General features: G+C 76.6%; 2 pseudogenes. Both read right to left on the reverse strand.

Annotation, left to right across the window (positions count from 1 at the left end):
• Positions 1-676, reverse strand: a pseudogene (locus AB0I76_RS30675) (hypothetical protein); the annotation flags it as partial.
• Positions 666-941 (reverse strand): annotated as a pseudogene (locus tag AB0I76_RS30680) (ATP-binding protein); the annotation flags it as partial. The pseudogenes AB0I76_RS30675 and AB0I76_RS30680, both read right to left, overlap by 11 nt.
• Between the last annotated feature and the right edge of the window lie 96 nt (positions 942-1,037).

The following is a 1,037-nucleotide window of genomic DNA, read 5'->3' on the forward strand; positions in this document are numbered from 1 at the left end:
CGCCGGCCCGGTTGCGGGCCAGCGCGGCGATCGCGGCGCTGCCGGCGAAGACCGCGACCGGCAGCGACGAGGTGCCGTAGACGTACATCGTGTAGCGCACCAGGTCGGCGGGCGCGGTCGCGCCGTGGACGAGCACCGCCACCAGCGCGATCACCGAGTGCGCGGCGAGCAGCACCAGCAGGCCGGTCACCCGGCGCCCCCACAGCACCAGCACGAAGAACCAGCCGAGTGTGCCCCACACCCAGTTCGCGGCGGTGAACAGCTGACCGTCGCCGGCCGCCGCGAACACCAGCGCGTCGACCGCCAGCAGCAGTACGGCCAGCGGCCACGCGGGCAGCGGTTCGCCGCGCAGCAGCCGGAGCCCGGCGACCGCGCCGGTCACGGCCACCAGAGCCCAGCAGGCGAGCACCAGCGTCGGCCCGGCCAGGTCTGCGCGGGCCGCCAGCACCGCCGGCAGGCCGATCGCCGTGTGCCAGGCCAGGGCGATGACCACCGCCACAACCCGCGCGCCCCGGTCGGACGCGCTCGCCACGGCCGCCCCGACGTCCGCCCCGGCCGCGCCCTCCCCGGGTGTACGCGGCGCCAGCGTCGCCGTCGCGCCCTCGGAGTACGAGACGGGTGCGGCGTCGCTCGTGATCGTGGTCCCCGCCGTCGTCGGGTCGGTCTCAGTCGACATCGGACCACTCCAGCCGGATCCGGGTCCCGGCGCCGGGTCGGGACTCGACGTCGGCCCGGCCCCCGACACTCGCCATCCGGCCGCGTACCGACTCGCGCAGTCCGTACCGGTGGGCCGGGACGGTGGCCGGGTCGAAGCCGGGACCGTCGTCGGCGACCTCGACCACGACGGTGTCGGCGACCCGGCCCAGACGCAGCGCGGCCGTCGCGCCCGGCGCGTGCCGGACCACGTTGGACAGGGCGGCGTGGGCGCTCTCGGCGATGGCGCGCGGACGAACGGCGCGTCACCTCGGGAGAACTCCGCCACATCGTCGCAGCCGTCGCCGTTGAAATCGCCGACCGCCGGTACCGCGGTGGCCAGC

It is taken from the genome of Micromonospora sp. NPDC049799, assembly GCF_040656655.1.
Lineage (GTDB): Bacteria > Actinomycetota > Actinomycetes > Mycobacteriales > Micromonosporaceae > Micromonospora.